We start from the raw sequence: 22,444 nt of genomic DNA on the forward strand, positions 1-22,444 counted from the left end.
CAGAAAAACTGAAAGGGTTGGCCAGATTTGGTTGCTTGTTGTGAGCGCCAGTCTAACGCAATCTGACGTCAGGCGTATTCATTCCCTGAACGTTTCTGAAAGAAGGAGGTCCCATGGGGCTGCTGATCAATGGGCAGTGGCATGACCAGTGGTACGACACCGCTAAGAGCGGCGGTGCCTTTGTGCGCGAGAGCGCCCAGTTCCGCAACTGGGTAACACCGGACGGCAGTGCCGGGCCCACGGGTGACGCCGGCTTTGCGGCCGAGCCCGGGCGCTATCACCTCTATGTGGCGCTGGCATGCCCCTGGGCGCACCGCACGCTGGTTTTCCGCAGGCTCAAGGGGCTGGAGGAGATGATCCCGGTGTCCATCGTGCATCCGGACATGCTGGAAAACGGCTGGGCGTTCCGGCCGGATGATCCCTTCCACCGCGACCATGAGAACGGTGCCCGCTTCATGCATGAGATCTACACCCGGGATACGCCGGATTACACCGGTCGGGTAACGATTCCCTGCCTGTGGGATACGCACCGGAAGCGGATCGTGAGCAACGAATCGGCCGACCTGATCCGGATGTTCAACAGTGCCTTTGACGGCCAGGGCGCGCGGGCGCTGGATTTCCATCCGGAGCCGCTGCGGGATGAGATCGACGCCGTGAACGAGCGGGTCTACAACAGCGTCAACAACGGTGTCTACCGGGCCGGCTTCGCCACTGCCCAGGATAAGTACGAGCAGGCGTTCACGGAGGTCTTTGATGCCCTGGACTGGCTCGACGGGCTCCTGGCCGAGCAGCGCTACCTGGTGGGCAACCGCCTGACGGAGGCGGACTGGCGCCTGTTCACGACCCTGGTGCGTTTTGACGCGGTCTACTACAGCCACTTCAAGTGCAACCGCCAGCAGCTGCGCGACTTCCCCAACCTGCAGGGCTACCTGAAGGATCTGTACCAGATCCCGGGCGTTGCGGATACGGTGAACATTGACCAGATCAAGCGCCATTACTACCGCAGCCAGAGGACCATCAACCCGACCCAGATCGTGCCGGCGGGGCCGCGGCTGGAGCTGGAGCGGCCCCATGGGCGGGGGCATCTGGGTCCAGACTTTCCGGAAGCCTGTGCCAGCGCCTCAGTCTGAGCGCTGAACCGCCAGATCCACCAGGTGGTACAGGGCCTGGCGGTGAGGGGAACCGGGCAGGGTTTCAAGGCATTGCCGGGCCTTTTCCGCTTCCTCGGCCGCGCGCCCGCGGCAGTACTCGATGGCGCCGCTGTTGTGGACAGCCGCAAGCACCGGGCCGAGCTGGTCCGGGCCGCCGCTGCGAATGGCCTGGCGCACGGTTGCCGCATCCTCGGGCGTGCCCTTTGCCATGGCGTGGATCAGGGGCAGGGTGGTCTTGCCCTCGGCAAGGTCGTCACCCACATTCTTGCCCATGGTTTCGGTGCTGCCCTCGTAGTCCAGAACGTCGTCCACGATCTGAAAGGCCATGCCCAGGTGCTGGCCGTAATCCCGCAGCGCGGTTTCAGTGGCTCCGTCCGCCTGCGCCAGAACGGCGGCGGAGTGGGAGGCCGCCTGGAACAGCATGGCGGTCTTGCTGTGAATGACGTTGCGGTAGTCCGTTTCGGAAAGATCCGGGTTGCGGACATTGGTCAGCTGCAGCACCTCGCCTTCGGCGATGACGCCGGTGGCCTCGGACAGCAGGTCCATCACCCGCATGTTCTCCAGGCGCACCATCATCTGGAAAGCACGGGCGTAGAGGAAATCGCCGACCAGGACGCTGGGGGCATTGCCCCAGCGGGCGTTGGCCGTTTCCCGACCCCGGCGCAGTTCGGAGGTGTCGACCACGTCGTCGTGCAGCAGGGTGGCGGTATGCAGGAACTCGATCACTGCCGCCAGGGTCGCCTGGCGCTGCCCGCCGTTACCCAGGGCGCCGGCGCTGAGCAGGACCAGAAGGGGGCGCAGGCGCTTGCCACCACTGTCCACAATGTAGTGGCCGATGTGCTCGACCAGTGGCACACGGGAGTTCAGCTGATCGTGGATCTGCGCGTTGACGCGCTCAAAGTCGTCCCGGACGGGGGCGTAGATCGCATCCAGACTCATAGGCATTCGGGCAGTTGTCGGGCGGCGCCCCAGCGGCTGCCGGGACATGCAGGAGCCGTACATTATGGGGCGCGCCCGGGGCTGTCAACTTGAACGGTCAGCTCCCCGCCCCTGTTACCAGCGCCAGCAGGGTATAGCCCACTACGGCAATGCCGCCGGCGAGGACGGTCAGTGGGATCTGGGTGCGCACATGGTCCATCAGGTCCGCACCCGTGGCCAGTGAGGACAGCACCGTGGTGTCCGATATGGGCGAGCACTGGTCCCCGAAGACAGCGCCTCCGATCACAGCGCTGAAGCAGAGTGTGACGAAGAACGGCTCCGGCGCAATGTGCCAGGCCAGGGGCATGGCGATGGGGATCATGACCGCGTAGGTGCCCCAGGAAGTGCCGGTCGCGAAGGCGATCACCAGGCAGAGGCCGAACAGCAGTGCGGGCATGAGTGCCGCGGGTATGCTGTCGCCAACGGTGGAGACCAGGAAGTCGGCGGTGCCAACGGCGTCGGTGACGTCCTTGAGGGATACGGCCAGCCCCAGGATGATGGCGCCGATGGTGACGCCCTTGCAGCCATCCACGAACCCACCCATGACCTCGTCAAAGGGCATACCCTTGACCAGGGCGATCACAATGGCGGTGATCACGGCGAGGATGAACGCTTCGGCCACCAGAAGAAGCGGATCCTGGTCGCCTCCGGTCCAGCCGAGCAGGAAGTAGGTCACAAAGTAGGGGATGATGGCAACGCCCAGAAGGACCCCGATTGGTGCCAGGAAGTCTAACAGGCCGGTACGGTAGCCTTCCGGAACGCGGTTATCGGTAAGCTCCCTGGAGGTCAGTGGGCTGGCACCGTCGCGGTCGAGCTTGCCGGTATCCCGGGCCCGGCTCATGGCTTCGCGCATCCGCCTGCCGGGTGAAAAGGGCAGCCGGTCCAGTGCGAAGAGCAGTGTGATGAGCAGGGCGGCGATGGCGTAGAAATTGTAGGGCAGGGCCTGGAAGAAGAACTGGATGCCATCCTCGCTGCTGTCGAAGAGTGGGATGGTGCCGGCCAGAAGGCCGCCCACATAGATGGGCCAGACGTTGAATGGGATCAGGGTGGCCGCGGGCGAGGCCGTTGAGTCCGTGATGTAGGACAGCTCTTCGTGGGAGACGCGGTGTTTATCCGCAAGCGGTCGCGCCGTGGTGCCGGTCAGCACGGTTGAGATGGTGCCGCCCTGGTGGAAGATGAGCCCCATGATCCATGTGAACAGGCGGGCACTGACCGGGCCGCGGACCATCCGTTCCCCAGCCCAGCCGGCGAAGCGGGCGGCGCCGCCAGTCCGGGTCCATATGCCGATGAGACCGCCCAGGGCCCACAGGTAGACCAGCAGGATGAGGGCGTAGCTCTCCGTACCGATAGAGGGGATCAGGAAAGCGTCGATGACGTTCACCTGCCCGGCAATGAGTCCGCCGGCGATGATGCCGATGGCAAGGGCGCTGATGACCTCGCGCAGCCAGAAGGCGAGCACAATCGCGAGTGCGGGCGGTACCAGAGACCAGAACCCGAAGTGCTCCGCGTCGCCCGGGTGGGATTGGCCCACCAGGTAGAGGCCAGTGCCGCCCAGTGCAATCCCGGCAAGGGCGGCGATCACGCGTCTGTTCGGCCCTGTAACGGGGCTGGTTTCGTGACGGTTTCCGTTCATGTTCCGGTCTCCCTGATTCTGCATACTGCCTGGCCGGAGCATAACGCACCCGGTTGCTCACCACGAGGGTTGTTGTGCTTGTCTCCGGGGGCGGATTTCTCTATAATCCGCAGCCCTGTAACTCATCCCAATACCTGCCGCTCCCTGCTATAGGGTTGCCAGATTGCTTCCCTTAGAACCAGGTCAAAGAGCAGGGATGGGTCATCGACGGAGAAGGCGCATGTACGCAGTGTTTGTCAGCGGTGGTAAGCAGCACCGCGTTCGCGAAGGCGAAAAGATCAAGCTCGAGAAAATCGAGACCGAGACCGGCGGTACGGTTGAATTCGACCGTGTTCTGCTGGCGGGCGAAGGGGACGATGTGAAGATCGGCACCCCGGACCTGGAAGGCGCGAAAGTGACCGGCGAAGTGGTCAGTCACGGTCGTCACGACAAGATCCAGATCATCAAGTTCCGCCGCCGGAAGCACTCCATGAAGCAGATGGGGCACCGGCAGTGGTACACTGAAGTCAAGATTACCGGTATCAAGGCTTAAGGGGGCAGCATGGCTCACAAAAAGGCAGCAGGCAGTACCAAGAACGGACGCGATTCCGAGTCGAAACGACTGGGTGTGAAGGCGTTCGGTGGCCAGGCGGTCAAGCCCGGCAGCATCATTGTTCGCCAGCGCGGCTCCAGCTTCCATGCCGGCCAGGGCGTGGCCATTGGCAAGGACTTCACCCTGTTTGCCCTGGACGAGGGCGTGGTGCGGTTCGATGTGAAGGGGCCCCGTAACCGTAAGTATGTGAGCGTCGAATCCGCGGGCTGAACCGCGCTTCCGGACGCTGAACGACCCCGTGCCGACGTGCTGTCCGCTGCTGGCTGAGCCAGTGGCGGTCGCCGACCCGGTGCGGGGTTTTTTGATTCGAGGCATTCCATGCAGTTCGTAGACGAAGTCACCATTGTGGTCCAGGCCGGGAAGGGTGGTAATGGCTGCCTGAGCTTCCGCCGTGAGAAGTTCGTGCCCAAGGGTGGGCCGGACGGAGGCGACGGTGGTGACGGCGGTTCTGTTCTCCTGCGGGCACACGGCGACCTCAACACCCTTGCGGATTACCGCTATCAGCGTAAGTTCCGCGCCGGTACCGGCGAGGATGGCCGTGGCAGCAACTGCTCCGGCCGTAAGGGTGAGGACCGGGTTGTGGATGTGCCCGTGGGCACAACCGTGGTCGACTGCGATACGGACGAGATCCTGGGCGACCTGACCGAGGCGGGTCAGAGCCTGCTGGTGGCTCAGGGCGGCTTTCACGGGCTCGGTAATACCCGCTACAAGTCGAGCGTGAACCGGGCGCCTCGCCAGACCACCTCCGGCTCGCCGGGTGAGGCCCGGGAGATCCGCCTGGAGATGAAGGTGCTGGCGGACGTGGGCCTGGTCGGCCTGCCCAATGCGGGCAAGTCCACACTGATCCGCGCCATGTCCGCGGCCAAGCCACGGGTCGCGGACTATCCCTTCACGACCCTGGTGCCCAACCTGGGCGTGGTATCCGTGGCGGCGCACCAGAGTTTTGTGGTGGCGGATATTCCGGGGCTGATCGAGGGCGCCTCCGAGGGCGCTGGCCTGGGGATCCGATTCCTGCGTCACCTGGTGCGCACCCGGCTTCTGCTGCACGTGGTGGACCCGATGCCCTGGGATGACGCGGATCCCGTGGATTCCGTCCATACCATCACCCATGAGCTGGAGCGTTTCAGTCCGGCTCTGGCCGAGCGTGAGCGCTGGCTGGTCATCAACAAGTCGGACTCCCTTCCCGATGCCGAGGAGGAAGTGGAGCGCATGCGCAAGGCGCTGGACTGGCAGGGCCCGGTTTTCCTGGTATCGGCGCTCAGTGGTGACGGAATCCAGGCTCTCTCCCAGGCGATCATGCGCTGGCTTGAGGAGCGCGACGAACTTGAGCGGGATGATCCGGAGTTCGCGCGGGCCGAGGCCGAGCTGCGTGAACGTGTGGATGAGGAAGCCAGGGAGCACATCCAGTCGCTGCGTAGCCCCCGACAGGATGATGACGACGATGATGATGACGACGAGGACGATGATCACGATGTCGAGGTGGTCTACGTGCGCTGAGGCTGCGCGCCATGACTGAGCGCCAGCGTATTGTTGAGGCCCGGCGGCTGGTGGTGAAAATCGGCAGCGCGCTGCTGACCGACGACGGCCGCGGTCTTTCCCAGAGCATTCTGACCCAGTGGGTGGACCAGCTCATGGTCTGGAAGCGCGCTGGCGTGGAAATCGTGCTGGTCTCGTCCGGTTCCGTGGCCGAGGGCATGAGCCGCCTTGGATGGCTGCAGCGGCCCGAGCATGTGCATGAACTGCAGGCGGCCGCGGCAGTGGGGCAGATGGGTCTGGTGCAGGCCTGGGAAGCCCAGTTCCAGCGCTACGGCAGCCATACCGCCCAGATTCTTCTCACCCATGATGACCTTTCCGACCGCAAGCGTTACCTGAACGCGCGGAGTACGCTCAGGACGCTGCTGCCCATGGGCGTTGTGCCCGTTGTGAATGAGAATGACACCGTTGTCACCGATGAGTTCCGTTTTGGTGACAACGACACTCTGGGCGCGCTGGTTGCCAATCTGGTGGAAGCGGATGGCCTGATTCTCCTGACGGATCAGGAGGGGCTCTATGACAGCGATCCACGCCGCAATCCTGGCGCCGCGCTGATTCCGGAGGCGCATGCCAGCGATGAGCGTCTGGACGCTATGGTCGCCGGCGGGGGGCGGGGTGCGCTCGGTAGCGGGGGTATGGCGACCAAGGTTCGCGCGGCCCGCCTGGCGGCCCGCTCCGGCGCCTTCACGCTGATCGCGGGTGGACGCATGGAGGCGGTCCTGACCCGGGCCCGGGCCGGTGAGCCGGTAGGCACCCTTCTGGTTCCGGACCAGGAGCGGCTGGATGCCCGTAAGCAGTGGATGGCGGGGCATCTGCGCACGCGTGGGCGGCTGGTTCTGGACGCAGGGGCTGTGCGGGTGCTCACTGAAGGCGGGCGGAGTCTTCTACCGGTCGGGGTGCGTCGGGTAGAGGGTGCATTCCGGCGTGGCGAAATGGTTTCCTGTGTGGATGAACAGGGCCGGGAGGTCGCGCGTGGGCTGGTCAGCTATGATGCGGCTGAAGCCCGGCAACTGGTGGGATGCCCCAGTGAGCAGATTGCCGAGCGGCTGGGTTACCTTCAGGAGGAGGAGCTGATACACCGGGATAACATGGTTCTGGTGTAAACCGGCTTTTCCGCCCCTGAAACAGACAGACCCCGCCGAGGCGGGGTCTGTCTGCTGGACGGCAACCCGGTGCCGATCAGGCGGACTGAAGCGCCTTGATGCGGGCGTTGAGGCGGCTCTTGTGGCGGGCCACCTTGTTCTTGGCGAAGATGCCCTTGTTTACGCTGCTGTCGAGCACGGGTTCCATTTGACGGAACGCTTCCCGTGCACCTTCCGCGTTGCCCTTGTTCAGCTCGGTCTCGACCTTCTTGATGAAGGTACGGGCGCGTGAGCGCTGACCAGCGTTGTGCTTGCGCTGGATCTCGTTGAGGCGGGCACGCTTTCTTGCTTGCGGAGAGTTGGCCACCGTTTGACTCCTCGAATTCGGGTTACCAATGGGTCTGAAATGACGCGGAATAATGCCGCGCAGATGGCCTGTTGTCAAGGACAGGGCGGTGGTGCTGTCGTCATCCGGCGGGCGGGGTGGTAGTATCCGGCGTTTTTACCCGGGATCAGCAGGCATGACTCAGGAGCCGCAGACAGAGCCAGCATCGCAGAGCGATGAGACGCCGCCGGCCGGTCGCTCCCGTGGCCTGCTGGGGTCCTCCGGCATCTTCGCCGTTTTCACCATGTTTTCCCGGGTCCTGGGGCTGGCCCGGGACATTGTGATCGCGCGCTACTTCGGGGCCGGCCCGGACGCGGACGCTTTCTTTGTGGCGTTCAAGATTCCCAACTTCCTGCGTCGGCTTTTCGGTGAGGGTGCCTTCAACCAGGCGTTTGTGCCGGTGCTCTCCGAATATCGCCAGAAGTATGACACCCGGTCGGTGCACTCACTGGTCAATACCGTGGCCGGGTCATTGGGGTTTGTGCTGCTGGTGCTGTCCGTGCTGGCGGTACTGGGCTCGCCCTGGATCACGGCGGCGTTTGCGCCTGGCTTCATCGGGGACGAAGTGCGCTACCCGCTGGCGGTGGAAATGCTGCGCATCACCTTCCCCTATCTGATGCTGATCTCGCTTACGGCCTTCTGCAGCAGCACACTGAACAGCTACGACATTTTCGGGGTCCAGGCGTTCACGCCCGTGATCCTGAACCTGAGCATGATCGCCAGCGCCATCTGGCTGACCCCCTATATGCAGGAGCCGGTGCTGGCACTGGCCTGGGGGGTGCTGATCGCCGGTGTTCTGCAGCTGCTGTTCCAGCTGCCGTTTCTGGCCCGCCTCAATCTGCTGCCGCGGCCAAGAATCGATTATAGGCATGAAGGCGTTATCCAGATCATGAAGCTCATGGCACCCGCGCTGTTCGGGGTCTCGGTCAGCCAGATCAACCTGCTGCTGGATACCATACTGGCCTCAATGCTAGAGACGGGCAGTGTGTCCTGGCTCTATTACTCGGATCGCCTTTCAGAGTTGCCGCTGGGGATCTTTGGTGTCGCTATCGGCACCGTGATCCTGCCGAATCTCTCCCGCAAACACGCGGACGAGTCCATGGATGCCTTTTCACGCACTCTGGATTGGGCGCTGCGCAGCGTGCTGCTGCTGGGTATCCCGGCAGGCTTGGCGTTGTGCCTGCTGGCGGAGCCGTTGGTCGCAACCCTCTTCCATTACGGCGAAACCACAGCGCGGGATGTGTTCATGTCGGCGCAGAGCCTGCGGGCCTATGCCCTGGCGCTGATTGCCTTCATGCTGGTTAAGGTTCTGGCGCCCGGTTTCTTTTCCCGGCAGGACATGCGGACCCCGGTCCGGATCGCGGTGATCGCCATGACCTCCAATATGGTCTTCAACCTCATCCTGGTCTGGCCGCTGGCACACGCCGGGCTGGCGCTGGCAACGGCACTCTCCGCCTGGATGAACGGCAGCCTGCTGCTGCGGGGGCTGTACCGCGAAGGCGTCTTCCGGCCCCAGCCAGGCTGGGGGCGCTTCGCGCTGCAGCTGCTGGCGGCCAACGCTGTCATGGGTGGGCTGCTGTTCGCCTTCGCGCCGGCGGCTGCGCAGTGGCTGGACTTTGATCTGCTCACGCGCATCGCCTTCACTGCCGCTCTGGTGACCGGTGGGGTCCTGGCCTACTTCGCCGTGCTCCTGATCTGCGGCGTGCGGCTGCGGCATTTCCGTATGCATTGAGGCCTGTTGCAACGGCGGGCATTGGGCCCGGTCCCACCATTGCGGTATAATCCGCGGTCCCCGAAAATCAGGAGGAGCCCCGCATGCGGCTGATCCGAGGGCTGCACAATCTCAAGCGCTGGGCGGAACGCAGTGACAACCCCCTTGCGAATGGGTGTGTCGCCACCATAGGCAACTTTGACGGTATCCATCGTGGTCACCAGGTAATCATTGACCAGGTGCGGGACCGGGCCCATCAGCTGGGCGTTCCCTCGGTGGTAATGGTTTTCGAGCCCCAGCCGCGGGAGTTCTTTGGCGGTGCCGATGCGCCGCCACGGCTGATGCGTTTCCGGGAAAAAGTGGAAATGCTGCTCTCCCATGATGTGGATATTGTGGTCTGCCTGCAGTTCCGCTCCCGGCTGCGCAATCTCTCGGCCATGGACTTCATCGAGCAGGTCCTGATGGAAGGGCTGAACGTGCAGCACCTGGTGGTGGGCGATGATTTCCGCTTCGGCTGTGACCGCAGGGGCGATTTCCGGCTTCTGCAACAGGTTGGTGCCGAGCGGGGTTTTGAAGTGGAGCATACCCAGACCATACGGGTGGGGGGCGAACGTATCAGCTCCACCCGTCTGCGGCAGGCGCTGGGTGAAAACCGGCTGGCGGATGCCCACGAACTGCTGGGGCGGCCCTATTCGCTCTCCGGCAGGGTGGTTTACGGCAAGGCCCTGGGGCGTGAACTCGGGGTGCCCACGGCCAATATCCTGCTCAGCGGGCGCAAACCGCCGCTACGGGGGGTGTATGTGGTGACGGTCGAGATGCCCGGTGGGCATGTTGAGCGGGGGCTTGCGAACATCGGCATGCGCCCGACGGTCAATGGGCAGTACCCGTCGCTGGAGGTGCACCTGCTGGATTTCTCCGCCAACCTCTACGGTCGGCGGTTACGGGTGACCTTCCTTTACCATCTGCGGGACGAGGTCAAGTTCGATTCCGTGGACGAGCTGGAAAAACGGATTCACGAGGACATCAACCAGGGGCGTGACTGGCTGGCGAACAACCGCCCGGTACCGACCAATGTGGAACGCTGACCGAAACGACAGACTCCGGGAACCTTCATGAGCGATTACAAAGACACGCTGAACCTGCCAAAGACGGATTTCCCCATGCGTGGGAACCTCTCCAAGCGCGAGCCGGAAATGCTTGAGCGCTGGAACCGTCTGGACCTCTACGGCACGCTGCGCCAGCGCCGTGCGGGCGCCGAGCGCTTCGTGCTGCACGACGGCCCGCCCTACGCCAACGGCAGCATCCACATTGGTCATGCGGTCAACAAGATCCTCAAGGACATGGTGGTCAAGTCCCGCAACCTCATGGGCTATGATGCCCCTTATGTGCCGGGCTGGGACTGTCACGGGCTGCCCATTGAGCACAAGGTTGAGCAGGACATCGGCAAGGCCGGCGACAAGGTGGACTACAAGACGTTCCGCCAGGCCTGCCGCGATTACGCCGCCGAGCAGCTGGACAACCAGCGTCAGGACTTCATCCGCCTGGGGGTAATGGGGGACTGGTATAACCCCTATCTGACCATGGACCCGAAGGTGGAAGCGGACATCGTCCGTTCCCTGGGCCGTATCATCGACAACGGGCACCTGGAGCGGGGCTTCAAACCCGTCTACTGGAGTGTGGTCGGCCAGTCCGCGCTTGCTGAGGCCGAAGTGGAATACCAGGAGAAGACCTCCATCCAGATTGACGTCCGTTTCCCGGCTGTCGATCCGGGTAGGGTGGCTTCCGCGTTTGGTGAAAACGGACTGGATGCTCCGGTATCACTGGTGATCTGGACCACGACCCCCTGGACCATTCCCGCGAACCAGGCGGTGGCCGTTAACGAGGAACTGGAATACAGCCTGATCCGTGCCGACGCTGGTCGTGGCGCCGAATACCTCGTGGTAGCCGAAGAGCTGCGCGAGACGGTGACCGAGCGCTGGAGCCTGCAGAACGCCGAGGTGGTGGCACGCTGCCGTGGCGCGGCGCTCACCGGGGTGATGCTGCAGCACCCGCTCTATGAACGCCAAGTACCTGTTGTGCTCGGGCATCATGTTTCCACGGATGCGGGTACCGGCCTCGTTCATACCGCACCGGACCACGGCCCCGATGACTTCGAGATCGGGCGCGAGAACGGCATCGGCACACTTAACCTGGTCAAGGCGGACGGCACCTACGCCGAAGCCGCGGGTGAGTTCGCGGGCATCCACATCTACAAGGCGGATACGCCGGTCTGTGAAGCGTTGGCGCGCGAGGGCTGCCTGCTGTTCCAGGAGTCCTTCAAACACAGTTACCCGCACTGCTGGCGGACCAAGACGCCGCTTATCTACCGGGCCACGCCCCAGTGGTTCATCAGCATGGACCGCAACGGGCTCAAGCAAGGCGCTCTGGAGGCCATTCCCGGTGTGCGCTGGATTCCGTCCTGGGGGCAGCAGCGCATCGAGGGCATGATCGAGCAATCCCCGGACTGGTGCATCTCACGCCAGCGTACCTGGGGGGTGCCAATCACGCTGTTCGTCCATAAGGACACCTATGAACTTCATCCGCGCACCCCTGAGCTGATCGAGGCGGCCGCGAAGGCCATCGAGAAGGACGGCATCGACGCCTGGTATGAGCTGGATGCGCGCGAACTGCTTGGCGATGACGTGGACACCTACGAGAAGGTGACGGACACACTGGACGTCTGGTTTGACTCGGGTGTGACCCACGCCTCGGTGCTGGACCGGCGCGAGGACCTAAACCGCTACCCCGCGGACCTGTACCTGGAAGGCTCGGACCAGCACCGCGGCTGGTTCCAGTCCTCGCTGAAGACCGGCATTGCCATCAAGAAGATGGCCCCCTACAAGGAAGTGCTGACGCATGGTTTCACCGTGGACGAGAAGGGCTACAAGATGTCCAAGTCCATGGGCAACGTGATCGCGCCCCAGAAGGTGATGGACGAGCTGGGCGCGGATATTCTGCGGCTCTGGGTCGCGGCGACGGACTACAGCGCCGAGATGTCAGTCTCCCAGGACATCCTCAAGCGCACGGCAGACGCGTACCGGCGTATCCGCAATACCTCGCGCTTCCTGCTGGCCAATCTGGACGGGTTCGACCCGGCCACAAACAGTGTGGCCTTTGATGACATGGTGGCGCTGGACCGCTGGATGGTGGACCGGGCGCGGCGCCTTCAGGAGGAGGTGATCGACGCCTACAACCGCTACAGCTTCCTGCAGGTGTACCAGAAGGTACACAACTTCTGCATCCTGGATCTGGGCGGTTTCTACCTGGACATCATCAAGGACCGCCAATACACCACCCAGCCGGACAGCCTGGAGCGGCGTTCCTGCCAGACAGCGCTCTATCACGTGGCCGAGGCCCTCTCGCGCTGGATCGCGCCCATCCTGACCTTTACGGCGGATGAGATCTGGCAGCATATCCCCGGGGAGCGCGATGAGAGCGTGCACTGGGCCACCTGGCACGAAGGGCTGGAAGCGCTGCCTGCGGACGCGCCGATCAAGCAGGATGAGTGGGATACGCTCATCGAGGTGCGCAGCGCCGTGAACAAGCAGCTTGAAGCGGCCCGGAATGAAGGCACGATCAAGGGCTCGCTCAGCGGCGAGGTCACCCTCTACGCGGACGGCGGGCTTAAGGAACTGCTGGAGCGCCTGGGTGACGAGCTGCGTTTCGTGATGATTACGTCCGAGGCCCGTGTCGCGCCGCTGGCCGAGGTGGGTGATGCCCCGGAGACGGACGTGGAAGGGCTCAAGGTGGCGGTGGTCGCCGCCGGCCATACCAAGTGCGAACGCTGCTGGCACCATCGCCCGGATGTGGGCGAGCACAGCGAGTACCCGGATCTGTGCGGCCGCTGCATCAGCAACATCAGCGGCGATGGCGAAAAACGGCGGTTTGCGTAACGGTATGCTGACACCGTTGGCCCGTAACGGGCTCATCATCGCGGCCTTCATCGTGATCGCGGACCTGACCACCAAGGCCGCCGCCACGGCCATGCTGGATTACGGTGAGGCCAACGTGGTTCTGCCGTTCTTCAATCTGACGCTGCTGCACAACACCGGCGCGGCCTTCAGTTTCCTCTCGGAGGGGGCCGGCTGGCAGCGCTGGCTTTTCGTATCGCTCGCGGTCGTCATCTCGGGGGTGCTGGTGGTGTGGCTGACACGGCTGAAGCGGCACGAGACCTGGCTTGGCATCGCGCTGGCATTCGTGCTTGGCGGCGCTGTCGGCAACCTCTACGATCGCGTGGTGCACGGCTATGTGGTGGATTTTTTCCATTTCCACTGGGCCGGCTACCATTTCCCCGCCTTTAACGTGGCGGACAGTTTCATTACCGTTGGCGCCATTATGCTGCTGCTGGATCTGTTTATAAGCGGCGAGCAGGGCGACAGCGGGTCACAGCAAAAGGGCAACAGGCAATGAGCGTAATCGGACCGGACAGCCAGGTGACCCTGCATTTCGCGTTGCGGCTGGAAGACGGCTCGGACGTGGATTCCACCTTTGAGAAAGAGCCGGCCACGCTGACCGTGGGCGATGGTAACCTGCCGGAGGCGTTCGAGCGCTGCCTGCACGGCCTGAAAGCAGGCGACCGGCAGACCTTCTCAGTACCGCCTGAAGACGCCTTTGGCCAGCCCAACCCGAACAACGTCCAGACCTTCAAGCGCCGCGAGTTCAGCCCCGAGTTGCCGCTGGAAGAGGGCATGGTGCTCTCCTTCGCGGATGCGGCCAAGGCAGAAGTGCCCGGTGTCATCAAGGCGTTTGATGATGATACCGTTGAGGTAGATTTTAACCACCCACTCTCGGGCAAGACACTTGAGTTTGAAGTCTCGATTGTGGATGTCCAGTAAGCACCGGGAATCATGACCATGCAGATCAAGCTCGCCAATCCCCGTGGATTCTGTGCCGGCGTTGACCGCGCCATCGAGATCGTCAATCGGGCGCTCGATGTGTACGGCGCCCCTATCTACGTGCGGCATGAAGTCGTCCACAACAAGTTCGTAGTGGACAACCTGCGCGAGCGTGGCGCCGTATTCGTGGACGAGCTGCACCAGGTGCCCGACGATGCCTGGGTGATCTTCAGCGCCCACGGCGTCTCCCAGGCTGTTCAGCAGGAAGCCCAGGACCGCGGGCTGCAGGTTTTTGATGCCACCTGCCCGCTGGTGACCAAGGTGCATATGGAGGTCATGACCTACAGCCGGGAAGGCCGTGAATGCATCCTCATCGGCCATGCCGGCCACCCCGAGGTGGAAGGCACCATGGGCCAGTATGACCGCAGCAATGGCGGTGACATCTACCTGGTGGAAAGCGAGGCCGATGTCGAGAAGCTGCAGGTGAAGACCCCTGAAAAGCTGGCCTTCGTGACCCAGACAACACTTTCCATGGACGACACCGCACGCGTGATCGATGCCTTGCAGACCCGTTTCCCGGCCATCCAGGGTCCGCGAAAGGACGACATCTGCTACGCCACCCAGAACCGTCAGGACGCGGTGAAAATGCTCGCCGCCGAGTGCGACCTGATGCTGGTGGTGGGCTCGCCCAACAGTTCCAACTCCAACCGCCTGCGCGAGCTGTCTGAACGTATGGATACGCCCGCCTACCTGATTGATGCGGCTGACCAGATTGAAGCCTCATGGCTTGAAAACGTGGGCGCCGTGGGCGTGACGGCCGGGGCCTCCGCGCCTGAGGTCCTGGTTGAAGAGGTCGTGGCGCGCCTGCGCGAGTTCGGTGGTGAGACTCCTGACGAGCTCGAAGGCGAACAGGAGAACGTGGTGTTCAGCATGCCCAAGGCGCTGCGGATTCCCGCCAAGGAAGTGGAGGCCTGACCCGGGCCTCCGTGATCATTCCGGTGTGAAATCTTTCACACCGTTTTACCGCTCATCCCCTCATCCGTTCCGCTCGTCGGCCACCGGCTGACATTTCCGTAACCCACGCTATTCTGAACATTGAGTCATTGAACCGTGTCCATCGATTGGACGAGGCGCGTCATGAGGCGTATTGGAATGGAAAATTCTGTCCGCACAGCAGGGCTAACCCAGAGAGGGTTCACGCTGGTTGAACTGATGATCGTGATCGTGTTGTTGGCTGTGATTGCGGCGGTTGCGGTGCCCGGGTTCCAGACCCTCGTTGAGAACAATCAGGTGACATCAAGCACCAACCGTCTTGTGGGCGCCCTAAATTTTGCGCGGTCGCAGGCGCTGCGCGAAGGGCAGCAGGTAACGCTCCAGCCAACCAGTGGTGATTGGGATCAGGGATTCCAGGTTGTCATGGGTGGTAATACGCTTCGCCAGTTCCAGGGATCTGAAACCCGAATGGCGATCTCCGGTAACGCGGTAACCTTCCGTGGTAATGGTCTGGCAACAAGTAACGAAACGCTACGGCTTTGTGGAGACAGTGGAGGCAATGATCGGCGCATTGATATCAGCCGCGGCGGTCAGGTGACAACCACCGAGGAGGACTGCCCATGAAAACGGGATCTCTGGCAAAAGGACGTTCCGAGAGAGGGCTCTCTTTGGTTGAGGTGCTTGTTGCGGTCGTGATTCTGGCGATCGGACTCCTTGGAATTGCCAGCACCCAGTTGGTGGCGTTGGAGCAGACCAACCTGGCGCATAAACGGACAACCGCGACCATGCTTGTTTCGGAAATGGCGGATCGGGTCAGGGCCAACAATGGCGATATACCAGCCAGTGTGCCGGCGGATCTCCAGCGCCGCATGGATGATGTGCTGGGTACCGATGCGGATATGGATATGGAAATGAATGACGACATGCTGGAAGTAACTCTGGAATGGAAGGAACGGGACCGTTTCGAGGACGACGGCGAGCGGGATGAATCCTTCACCATGCAGGCGAGGATGAACAATGACTGACGGTTACGGTAATCAGCGTGGCCTCTCTGTGGTGGAGCTGATGGTAGCCCTGTTGCTTGCCAGCTTTCTCGCTATGGGGATGGTCTACATCTTTACGAGTAACAGCGATACATTCCGCTTGAACGAAGCGAGCGCCCGGGTTCAGGAATCCGGTCGTATGGCGGTGGACATTCTGGGGCGGGCGGTTCGGAACGCTGGTTACTGGGGGTGTATGACGCCCCCCTCGGACCAGGACTGCCCAGGCGGTGGCGATGGCGATAATCCCTTCTCCTGCATGCTGAATGATGGTGGGTTTAACTGGGATGAGTTCTTCAGCTCGCTCTCTGGCGACAACAATGTCGGCGCCACTAACACCTTTGGCGCGGTGGAAGGATCGGATGTCATTCAGTTCGGTGGTGTTCAAAGCAACGCCCTGTTGACCACAACTGCTCAGACACCGAACAACAGCTCAACGATTTTCACTGGGACAAATCCGACCGGAGTCGTTGAAGAGGGCGAAATCCTGATCATCAATAACTGTGAGTCAGCCGATATTTTCCAGGCGACGGATGTCCAGAATAACGCGGTCGTGGCCAATACCGGGAACAGCACAACCCCGGGCAATGACACAAGCACACAGTCGGATTATGACCCGGGAGCCTCGCTGATGAGGCCATCGAGAAATGCTTACTACATCCGTGCCGATGGCAATGGAAACCGATCCCTGGTGTTCGATCCGATGGATCTACATGACGATGGCACCGGAACCGTCGGTGACTTCTCGGGTGCCGAGGATCTGGTCAGTAATGTGTGGGGGTTTCAGGTCCAGTTCGGGCGGGATACGACTGGGAATGATCAGGTCGATACCTGGAGCGATCCGAATACCCTGGCGGAAGCCGATGAGGCTCTTTCAGTCCGGTACAGTGTGCTGGTGCGCTCATCCAGTGAGGATGTCGTCGAGGAACCACAAAGTTACTGCTATCCCGGATGGCTGGATTGTGAGAGCAATAACAGTTTGAGAACAACGGCCGGGGATAACCATCTGTACCGGGTCTATACCAGCGTCAGCACGCTGCGTAACCGGGTGGGAGGCTGAAATGATAGCGAGACCCGTCATGACCGAGAGAGGCAGTGCCCTGCTTCTGGCCTTGATTCTCCTGCTGGTGCTGTCCTTGCTGGCCATTTCCGGGATGGAGGGGAGCTTAATGCAGGAGCGTATGACCACTGCCCAGCGTGAGGGTGTCATGGCGCTGGAAATTGCGGAATCAGGCGCGCAGGACGCTGAGAAGTGGATTGAGGATAACGTGGTGACCCTGACGGATTTTGATGGCAGTGATGGTCTCTATAACGCCACTGAGGACGGCCAGCACGCGCCGAACATGTATGACCAAGCTGTCTGGAGTGACGACAGTAAGACGCGCACCGCTGATTCCGTGGAGGGTGTAACACCCCGTTATATCGTTGAATACATGGGGGAAGGGTTCACTCCGCCCCAGCTTACCGACGGCAACATCGGTGGCTACCGACACGACAGTGGCGGCGGTAATGTCCAGGCCTTCCGGGTTGTTGTCAGGGCGGAAAGTCCTTCCGGTCGGGGGCAACGCCTCATTGAAATCTTCTATACCCGCAAGCTCTAGGCCAGCGAGAGGTATCGTGCCATGAGATCGTTTCGCGCAGTGACCGCAATTATCGCGAGTCTCACCCTTACGGGCGCCGTATCCGCCGTAGCGGATGATGTAGCTCTGAGTGATACTCCAATGTTTATTGCTTCATCGGCAGACCCGAACCTGATGTTCATTCTGGATGACAGCGGTTCCATGCGCTGGGGGTTCATGCCGGATTCCCTGGTAGATGCTGCTGATATACAGGGTGACGACGATACAGGGAACGAGCAGGAGTGCTCGAATTACGGCAGCCATGCCGGCATGGATACCTGCTTCTACTCGGTTACTGACCGCAAGTTCATGGTTTCCAATGAAACCAACAATATCTATTACGATCCGGGCAGGACCTATGAGCCTCCCCTTAAGAGCGATGGCACCCGCTACCCAGATGTGGACTTCCGGTCAGCGCCTGTTGATGGCTATGCGGCCGATAATGGTAGTAATCCAGAAGAAGTGGATCTCGCGACTGACTATCGAGCCATTATGGATCCCTATTACTACTACCAGTATCACCGCTGCAACGGCGATGAATGGTGCCTTTATGACGGTTTTACCGTTGGATCAACCAGTTCCGGCAGTTCGGGGGAGGGCGCCTTTTATTATGAAATGACGGAGGACAGCTGTGATCAGGCATCAAGGGAGGACAGCTGCTTTAGCGATCGACAGGAGCCACAGACGGTTTCTGAACAGCAGAATTTCGCGAACTGGTTCGCGTACTACCGGACTCGCCGGCTGTCCTCTATTGCTGGTATCACCAAGGCATTCTTCAACCAGCCTGATGACATGCGCATTGGTTACTATGCGCTGAACTCGGACAATAACCGTGGTGTTCGTGGGTTCAGCGGGGATGATCGCGACGCGTTCTTCGATTGGCTCCAGACAAGTGCTGTCGGCGGTTCCACGCCATTGAGGACTGCCCTGGATAACATCGGCCAGTATTATGAAAGAACCGACGATCAGGGGCCCTGGGCTGATGACCCGGGTGCAAGCGATGGGCAGTCAGTGGACGCTTTCGCTGAGTGCCGCCAGAGTTTTTCCATACTCATGACGGATGGGTATTACGGTACTGATAATCCGGATCCGGGCAATCTGGACGGTGAGGCCGGACCAGTGATTGAGGGGCCGAATGGAGAGAGTTATCAGTACACGCCGACAGATCCCTTCCAGGATGATTACGCTGACACGCTTGCGGACGTGGCCATGAACTATTGGGTGCGGGATCTGCAACCCAATGTGGCTAACCGGGTCCCCGTGGAAGAGGATCAACACATGCCCGCCTTCTGGCAGCACATGATTACATACGGCGTTGGTCTGGGTGTCGAAGGCACGATTACTGAAACGGAGGCTGAGTCAGCTCTGGCGAATGGGACCTCGGTGGACTGGCCGGACCCTGACGGAAATGATGAAGCCAAGATCGATGATCTCCTTCATGCAGGCATCAACAGTCGGGGTGGTTTTTTCAGTGCGGATGATCCGGAGACCTTTGATACCGAGCTTTCCGGGATTCTTGCAGATATCGCTGAAATTGTGGGCTCCTCTACAAGTGTGACTTTTGATACAGCGACACTGGAGGAGGATTCTCTGCTCTTCGGTGCGCGTTTTGACTCAGGCCCCTGGACTGGTGATCTGGATGCCCGACCACTGAACACGGATGAGAACCTGGAGAATCCCGAAGTAGGTGACCCCGTCTGGTCCGCTGCGGAGCAGCTGGATGCACGTGACTGGCAGACCCGCCAGATTATGACGATGGCCAATGGCACCGGTATTCCGTTGGCGTGGGACGAAACGGTCCTGACCACGGAGCAGGTTGCGGACTTGCGTTTTGGTACAGGGACCGAAGCTGAGAAGGATGCGCGTGCCGCGGACCGAGTGGCATACCTTCGGGGTGACCAGAGTCAGGAAGGTCAGGAGACCGGTGATTTCCGGCAACGGGAAAGCCTTTTGGGGGATATCGTCAACTCAACGCCGGTGCGTGTGTCCGAACCCGCGTCAGCCTGGCCGGATTCCGAGAAGTTTGGCGAGGAAAACAACCGGTATTCAGATTTCCGCGCCGAGTATGCAGATCGTACACCGATCATTTACGCAGGGGCCAACGACGGTCTTCTGCATGGTTTCAAGGCGACCGAAGATGGCGGCGATGAGGTTTTCGCCTTTATGCCTTCCGCTATTTTCTCGGATCAGGCGGGTGAAGGCCTGCATTACCTGACATCCCAGAGCTACCAGCACAACTATTATGTGGATCTTCCGCCTCTCGTCTCTGATGCCTTCATCAAGGGTCGTGATCAGGATGGTAATCCCACGGCCACGGCGGATTGGCGAACGGTTTTGCTGGGAGGTTCTCGCTTTGGTGAGAAGGCGATTTTCGCTCTGGATGTAACTGATCCGAGTGCTCTCTCGGAGAGCAACGCGGCAAGCACCGTCCTTTGGGAGTTTACTGAGGCCAATGATGATCGCATGGGTTATATCAGTGAGCCTCCGACTATTGCCAAGGCATACTGGGGCAATCAAAAGGGTGAGCGTTGGACGGCCTTCTTTGGTAATGGGTACAACTCGGATACCGATGCCACTGGGTTTTTCATGCTGGACCTGGAAGGCGGGCTTGATGGCCAGTGGACGGAGGGAGACGATTACCGGTTCGTTACCTTCGAGTCGGGAACGGATGCTACCGGCCTCTCAGCTGTCGCCGTTTATGATCAAAGTGGTGATGGCGTTGCGGATCGTGTTTACGGAGGAGATCTGGACGGAGACTTCTGGGTTGCTGAATCCAGCAACCAAGGCTTTGCATCGCCCTATGAACAGAGCAACTCGCCGCTGCCTCTATTTGACGGCACTCAGCCCATTACGTCCGCACCGCTGATCATTCCAAACAACAACATTCATCCTAAGGAAGGCGAGCCGGAACTCTATGTCCTGTTCGGAACCGGTCAATACCTGAACAACGATGATTTGAGCGATACCAGCAATCAGAGCTTCTACGCTGTGCGTGATGTCGGGGCTTCGGGTATCCAGCGAGGGGACCTGGCGGAACGGACCCTTAGCGAAAAGCAGGGAACACCTGCGGGGGCTGAAATTCTGATCTCCGAGGCCACTGGCAATACGGATCCAGAGCGGGGCTGGTATGTTGATCTGTTTACCGCTGGTGAGCGCATAACACTGTCGCCACAGGTCCGCGGCGAGTACATCTTTGTCAACTCTACAATCCCCTCGGATAATCCCTGTGTGGCCGGCGGCTCAACACGCGTCATGGCATTTGGCCTGGGCGGGCTCACTCCGGACCGGGCGGTATTTGCGGAATATGGCGACAAGGTAACGTCCTATCGGAAAGTGGATGGTATTGCCAGTCAGTCCGCATTCCTTGGCGACTACAGGTTTACACCGCTGTCGACCGGTGAGGTGGATGTTGAGGAAACAAACATCCCGGACGATGATGATCGTCTTGGACGTCAGGGTTGGCAGGAATTGATTGAATGATGGGGGGTATCATGGTGCGTTGTCTAGCATTCCTGAACTGGCGTGTAGCCGGCCTGGTCATAGGTATTACCCTTTTGTGCGGCGCCCCGTTGACTGCTGCTGCTCAGGAACCGGAGGACAATCGTGGTGATTGGGTCTCCGGGGAGATCAGGGCCATGGAGTACGACAGTAACAGTATTATCGTCGACGGGCGCCGGTTCCAGTTCCGGGATAAGGTGCAGTTTGACGGGGTGATGCTGAAACGGGACGAAGCCCTTGAACGGCTATCGCCGGGGGAATTCGTGCAGATCCAACACGGTGAGAACTACAGCAATACCATTCGTTCGATTCATACGAGGCAGCGCTGATGATGCAAAGAGCAAAAGGGTTCACGCTGGTAGAGCTGATGATCGTTGTCGCCATCATCGGCATCATCGCCGCCATCGCCTTCCCCACCTACCAGGACCATGTGGAGCGCACGCGACGTACCACGGCCCAGGGGGACCTGATGGAGTTGGCGCAGTGGATGGAGCGCCGTTATAGCGAGAACTTCAGTTACCTGAACGATGATGACAGCGCACCCACGCTTCCCTTCAGTCACTCACCGCGTGAGTATGATTCCGGGGATGCGTTCTATGACATCAGCTTCAGCGGCAGTGTTACCCAGAATTCCTTCACGCTCCAGGCCCAGCCAAAAAACGGGCAGAGTGGTGACGACTGCGGCACGCTGACCCTGGATAATCAGGGCAACCGTGGCGCCGGCGGCAGCGACTGCTGGTAAGCGGGCTCAGGGGCAGCTTACAGCCTGTCCGTTGCTGCCCTGAACGATCCCATCTCCAGAGTGGTCCTGAGCGTAGCGTAAGCGCCCGCCCATATTGATGATGAGCTGTCCGGCATTTTTCTCGTCACCGCTTTCCGGGCACCAGGTCAGATTGCCGAGGGTTCCGCGGACCATGCCGTTCGGGCGGTACTGGAAATAGCCCCGGTTGCCCACTCTTACTGTCCATGAGCCGGATTCCGATGGTTCCTTGATGCGCAGTGATTGCCGGCCGGCCGTAAGCGCGCGCTGGTTTTCAGGATCCGCAAAGACATGCACCGGTTTCTGCCAGTTCCCGGTGCATTCATTGCTGTCATCCAGGGGGCAGATGGTCACGATGGTGCCCTGGCTGACGGCCTGGGTTCGGGCAAGATGGAACAGCCCCACCATGCTCTGCATCTGGGTCCGGCGGGAGGTGTTCTCGAAGAGCTTCTGCAGTCCGGGGATCATGGTGGTGGTCACAATGGCCAGTACTGCAATGACGATGACCAGTTCAAGCAGCGTCACGCCGCGTTCCGTGCGTCTCATCCCTGAGTCCTCTTCTGTCTGATCCGTTCAATCCCTGTTCGGATGAGCG

At 61.0% G+C, this 22,444-nt stretch carries 22 protein-coding genes; 18 read left to right on the forward strand and 4 right to left on the reverse strand.

Features of this window, described 5'->3' with window-relative positions; genetic code table 11:
• Positions 1-113 precede the first annotated feature (113 nt).
• Positions 114-1,130, forward strand: a complete 1,017-nt coding sequence (locus GLW01_RS13150) for a glutathione S-transferase family protein (protein ID WP_160899317.1) — start codon at positions 114-116, stop codon at positions 1,128-1,130.
• Here GLW01_RS13150 and ispB read toward each other — a convergent pair.
• Together ispB and GLW01_RS13160 are read right to left on the reverse strand one after the other, a co-directional pair.
• Positions 1,122-2,090 (reverse strand): octaprenyl diphosphate synthase, encoded by a 969-nt coding sequence (ispB, locus tag GLW01_RS13155; protein ID WP_160899318.1) that lies wholly within the window; start codon positions 2,088-2,090, stop codon positions 1,122-1,124. The two genes, GLW01_RS13150 and ispB, sit on opposite strands and share 9 nt — an antisense overlap.
• Before the next feature lie 97 nt (positions 2,091-2,187).
• Positions 2,188-3,762, reverse strand: coding sequence for a Na+/H+ antiporter NhaC family protein (locus GLW01_RS13160; protein ID WP_202405720.1), 1,575 nt, complete (start codon positions 3,760-3,762; stop codon positions 2,188-2,190).
• 220 nt (positions 3,763-3,982) lie between these two features.
• On the opposite strand from GLW01_RS13160, the gene rplU reads away from it, so the two are divergent.
• The 4 genes from rplU to proB all read left to right on the forward strand — a co-directional run bounded on the left by rplU (position 3,983) and on the right by proB (position 6,990).
• Positions 3,983-4,294 carry a 50S ribosomal protein L21 gene (rplU, locus tag GLW01_RS13165; protein WP_077529122.1) on the forward strand — a complete coding sequence of 104 codons (312 nt, stop codon included), beginning with the start codon at positions 3,983-3,985 and terminating at the stop codon, positions 4,292-4,294.
• A 9-nt stretch (positions 4,295-4,303) separates the two neighbouring features.
• The gene (gene rpmA, locus GLW01_RS13170) at positions 4,304-4,564 is read left to right on the forward strand and encodes a 50S ribosomal protein L27 (protein WP_095618065.1); all 261 of its coding nucleotides are present in this window, start codon (positions 4,304-4,306) and stop codon (positions 4,562-4,564) included.
• A 108-nt stretch (positions 4,565-4,672) separates the two neighbouring features.
• Positions 4,673-5,851 carry a GTPase ObgE gene (gene obgE / locus GLW01_RS13175; protein ID WP_160899320.1) on the forward strand — a complete coding sequence of 393 codons (1,179 nt, stop codon included), beginning with the start codon at positions 4,673-4,675 and terminating at the stop codon, positions 5,849-5,851.
• A gap of 11 nt (positions 5,852-5,862) precedes the next feature.
• On the forward strand, positions 5,863-6,990 hold the full coding sequence (gene proB, locus GLW01_RS13180; RefSeq protein ID WP_160899321.1) for a glutamate 5-kinase: 1,128 nt from the start codon (positions 5,863-5,865) through the stop codon (positions 6,988-6,990).
• 76 nt (positions 6,991-7,066) lie between these two features.
• Here proB and rpsT read toward each other — a convergent pair whose 3' ends face one another.
• The gene (gene rpsT / locus GLW01_RS13185; protein WP_151440337.1) at positions 7,067-7,336 is read right to left on the reverse strand and encodes a 30S ribosomal protein S20; all 270 of its coding nucleotides are present in this window, start codon (positions 7,334-7,336) and stop codon (positions 7,067-7,069) included.
• A gap of 154 nt (positions 7,337-7,490) precedes the next feature.
• On the opposite strand from rpsT, the gene murJ reads away from it, so the two are divergent.
• From murJ to GLW01_RS13250, 13 genes are all read left to right on the forward strand, one after another.
• Positions 7,491-9,086, forward strand: coding sequence for a murein biosynthesis integral membrane protein MurJ (murJ, locus tag GLW01_RS13190; RefSeq protein ID WP_151440336.1), 1,596 nt, complete (start codon positions 7,491-7,493; stop codon positions 9,084-9,086).
• An 83-nt stretch (positions 9,087-9,169) separates the two neighbouring features.
• Positions 9,170-10,150, forward strand: coding sequence for a bifunctional riboflavin kinase/FAD synthetase (ribF, locus tag GLW01_RS13195; RefSeq protein ID WP_151440335.1), 981 nt, complete (start codon positions 9,170-9,172; stop codon positions 10,148-10,150).
• Positions 10,151-10,177: 27 nt separating this feature from the next.
• Positions 10,178-12,997 carry an isoleucine--tRNA ligase gene (gene ileS / locus GLW01_RS13200; RefSeq protein WP_160899322.1) on the forward strand — a complete coding sequence of 940 codons (2,820 nt, stop codon included), beginning with the start codon at positions 10,178-10,180 and terminating at the stop codon, positions 12,995-12,997.
• 4 nt (positions 12,998-13,001) lie between these two features.
• Complete coding sequence (gene lspA, locus GLW01_RS13205) at positions 13,002-13,514, forward strand: signal peptidase II (RefSeq protein WP_202405721.1); 513 nt, start codon at positions 13,002-13,004, stop codon at positions 13,512-13,514.
• The gene (gene fkpB / locus GLW01_RS13210; RefSeq protein WP_095618057.1) at positions 13,511-13,939 is read left to right on the forward strand and encodes an FKBP-type peptidyl-prolyl cis-trans isomerase; all 429 of its coding nucleotides are present in this window, start codon (positions 13,511-13,513) and stop codon (positions 13,937-13,939) included. The genes lspA and fkpB overlap by 4 nt, the downstream gene beginning before the upstream one ends.
• Before the next feature lie 18 nt (positions 13,940-13,957).
• Entirely contained in the window at positions 13,958-14,914 is a 957-nt protein-coding gene (ispH, locus tag GLW01_RS13215) for a 4-hydroxy-3-methylbut-2-enyl diphosphate reductase (RefSeq protein WP_160899324.1), read from the forward strand.
• Between the two features lie 177 nt (positions 14,915-15,091).
• On the forward strand, positions 15,092-15,556 hold the full coding sequence (locus GLW01_RS13220) for a GspH/FimT family pseudopilin (protein WP_225741713.1): 465 nt from the start codon (positions 15,092-15,094) through the stop codon (positions 15,554-15,556).
• Complete coding sequence (pilV, locus tag GLW01_RS13225) at positions 15,553-15,957, forward strand: type IV pilus modification protein PilV (protein WP_160899326.1); 405 nt, start codon at positions 15,553-15,555, stop codon at positions 15,955-15,957. The genes GLW01_RS13220 and pilV overlap by 4 nt, the downstream gene beginning before the upstream one ends.
• Complete coding sequence (locus GLW01_RS13230) at positions 15,950-17,032, forward strand: PilW family protein (RefSeq protein WP_160899327.1); 1,083 nt, start codon at positions 15,950-15,952, stop codon at positions 17,030-17,032. The genes pilV and GLW01_RS13230 overlap by 8 nt, the downstream gene beginning before the upstream one ends.
• A 1-nt stretch (position 17,033) precedes the next feature.
• Complete coding sequence (locus GLW01_RS13235; RefSeq protein ID WP_160899328.1) at positions 17,034-17,573, forward strand: pilus assembly PilX family protein; 540 nt, start codon at positions 17,034-17,036, stop codon at positions 17,571-17,573.
• A gap of 21 nt (positions 17,574-17,594) precedes the next feature.
• Complete coding sequence (locus tag GLW01_RS13240) at positions 17,595-21,071, forward strand: pilus assembly protein (protein WP_160899692.1); 3,477 nt, start codon at positions 17,595-17,597, stop codon at positions 21,069-21,071.
• Positions 21,068-21,418, forward strand: coding sequence for a hypothetical protein (locus GLW01_RS13245; RefSeq protein ID WP_160899330.1), 351 nt, complete (start codon positions 21,068-21,070; stop codon positions 21,416-21,418). Before GLW01_RS13240 ends, GLW01_RS13245 begins: the two co-directional genes overlap by 4 nt.
• Positions 21,418-21,831, forward strand: coding sequence for a type IV pilin protein (locus GLW01_RS13250; RefSeq protein ID WP_160899331.1), 414 nt, complete (start codon positions 21,418-21,420; stop codon positions 21,829-21,831). Before GLW01_RS13245 ends, GLW01_RS13250 begins: the two co-directional genes overlap by 1 nt.
• 6 nt (positions 21,832-21,837) lie before the next feature.
• Here the strand turns inward: GLW01_RS13250 and GLW01_RS13255 are convergent, their stop codons facing one another.
• On the reverse strand, positions 21,838-22,395 hold the full coding sequence (locus tag GLW01_RS13255) for a GspH/FimT family pseudopilin (protein ID WP_160899345.1): 558 nt from the start codon (positions 22,393-22,395) through the stop codon (positions 21,838-21,840).
• Positions 22,396-22,444 lie beyond the last annotated feature (49 nt).

It is taken from the genome of Vreelandella halophila (assembly GCF_009856365.1).
Taxonomy (GTDB): Bacteria; Pseudomonadota; Gammaproteobacteria; order Pseudomonadales; family Oleiphilaceae; genus Halospina; species Halospina utahensis_B.

What these genes read in the sequence shown, in the direction of transcription:
- ribF (WP_151440335.1), top strand. Translation starts at nt 9,170, where the DNA reads ATGCGGCTGATCCGAGGGCTGCACAATCTCAAGCGCTGGGCGGAACGC.
- GLW01_RS13220 (WP_225741713.1), top strand. Translation starts at nt 15,092, where the DNA reads ATGGAAAATTCTGTCCGCACAGCAGGGCTAACCCAGAGAGGGTTCACG.
- proB (WP_160899321.1), top strand. Translation starts at nt 5,863, where the DNA reads ATGACTGAGCGCCAGCGTATTGTTGAGGCCCGGCGGCTGGTGGTGAAA.
- GLW01_RS13250 (WP_160899331.1), top strand. Translation starts at nt 21,418, where the DNA reads ATGATGCAAAGAGCAAAAGGGTTCACGCTGGTAGAGCTGATGATCGTT.
- obgE (WP_160899320.1), top strand. Translation starts at nt 4,673, where the DNA reads ATGCAGTTCGTAGACGAAGTCACCATTGTGGTCCAGGCCGGGAAGGGT.
- fkpB (WP_095618057.1), top strand. Translation starts at nt 13,511, where the DNA reads ATGAGCGTAATCGGACCGGACAGCCAGGTGACCCTGCATTTCGCGTTG.
- GLW01_RS13235 (WP_160899328.1), top strand. Translation starts at nt 17,034, where the DNA reads ATGATAGCGAGACCCGTCATGACCGAGAGAGGCAGTGCCCTGCTTCTG.
- ileS (WP_160899322.1), top strand. Translation starts at nt 10,178, where the DNA reads ATGAGCGATTACAAAGACACGCTGAACCTGCCAAAGACGGATTTCCCC.
- GLW01_RS13160 (WP_202405720.1), bottom strand. Translation starts at nt 3,762, where the DNA reads ATGAACGGAAACCGTCACGAAACCAGCCCCGTTACAGGGCCGAACAGA.
- rpmA (WP_095618065.1), top strand. Translation starts at nt 4,304, where the DNA reads ATGGCTCACAAAAAGGCAGCAGGCAGTACCAAGAACGGACGCGATTCC.
- ispH (WP_160899324.1), top strand. Translation starts at nt 13,958, where the DNA reads ATGCAGATCAAGCTCGCCAATCCCCGTGGATTCTGTGCCGGCGTTGAC.
- ispB (WP_160899318.1), bottom strand. Translation starts at nt 2,090, where the DNA reads ATGAGTCTGGATGCGATCTACGCCCCCGTCCGGGACGACTTTGAGCGC.
- lspA (WP_202405721.1), top strand. Translation starts at nt 13,002, where the DNA reads ATGCTGACACCGTTGGCCCGTAACGGGCTCATCATCGCGGCCTTCATC.
- murJ (WP_151440336.1), top strand. Translation starts at nt 7,491, where the DNA reads ATGACTCAGGAGCCGCAGACAGAGCCAGCATCGCAGAGCGATGAGACG.
- GLW01_RS13245 (WP_160899330.1), top strand. Translation starts at nt 21,068, where the DNA reads ATGATGGGGGGTATCATGGTGCGTTGTCTAGCATTCCTGAACTGGCGT.
- GLW01_RS13150 (WP_160899317.1), top strand. Translation starts at nt 114, where the DNA reads ATGGGGCTGCTGATCAATGGGCAGTGGCATGACCAGTGGTACGACACC.
- pilV (WP_160899326.1), top strand. Translation starts at nt 15,553, where the DNA reads ATGAAAACGGGATCTCTGGCAAAAGGACGTTCCGAGAGAGGGCTCTCT.
- rplU (WP_077529122.1), top strand. Translation starts at nt 3,983, where the DNA reads ATGTACGCAGTGTTTGTCAGCGGTGGTAAGCAGCACCGCGTTCGCGAA.
- GLW01_RS13230 (WP_160899327.1), top strand. Translation starts at nt 15,950, where the DNA reads ATGACTGACGGTTACGGTAATCAGCGTGGCCTCTCTGTGGTGGAGCTG.
- GLW01_RS13240 (WP_160899692.1), top strand. Translation starts at nt 17,595, where the DNA reads ATGAGATCGTTTCGCGCAGTGACCGCAATTATCGCGAGTCTCACCCTT.
- GLW01_RS13255 (WP_160899345.1), bottom strand. Translation starts at nt 22,395, where the DNA reads ATGAGACGCACGGAACGCGGCGTGACGCTGCTTGAACTGGTCATCGTC.